This window comes from Streptococcus mitis, from assembly GCF_946190115.1.
GTDB classification, from domain to species: domain Bacteria; phylum Bacillota; class Bacilli; order Lactobacillales; family Streptococcaceae; genus Streptococcus; species Streptococcus mitis_CO.
Window position 1 is genome coordinate 1 of record NZ_CAMHZG010000047.1, and the last position, 539, is coordinate 539.

Genomic DNA, 539 nt, shown 5'->3' on the forward strand with positions numbered 1-539 from the left:
AGCCGATGTACTTGCCGATGTAGACGCTACAGCACTTGTTGAGGCTGATGCGCTTGCCGATGTACTTACACTTGTTGAAGTACTTACTGATTGGCTTTCACTTTCTGAAAGATGCTTACTTGCATTCTTGGAAGCTTCCTCAGACAAGGATTGGCTTTGGCTGACAGAAACTGATAGGCTGTCGGCTTGAGCCCCCTCCTGATCTTTTACTGTTCCCAAAGTTACCGTGTCTGTATTCGCAAGTGTTTGATTTGACTCTACTGTCTTTTCAAGAGCGTCGTTGGCATAAACAGTTGTTTGTGTTGCAACTGCTCCTCCAAACACCGTCCCTGCCGCGGCTATCCCTTTCAGGATATCCAATCCAGTCAGTGTATTTGCTGATTGCTCTTCGATAACTTCAGTTGTTACCTGAGCAGCATCTACACCACCACGCAAGACTTTAAAGAGGCCAAATTGAGAGGTCGAGGCACGCAACCAATGCTTACCTGACTTGATCAACTTGAAACGGGTCACACGATCCGTCTCTCTATATTCACCTT

General features: G+C 46.6%; 1 protein-coding gene. It reads right to left on the reverse strand.

Going from position 1 to position 539, the window contains the following annotated elements:
* A partial coding sequence (locus N8L90_RS09330; RefSeq protein WP_261025214.1) for an accessory Sec-dependent serine-rich glycoprotein adhesin occupies positions 1-539 on the reverse strand: 539 nt, incomplete at both ends.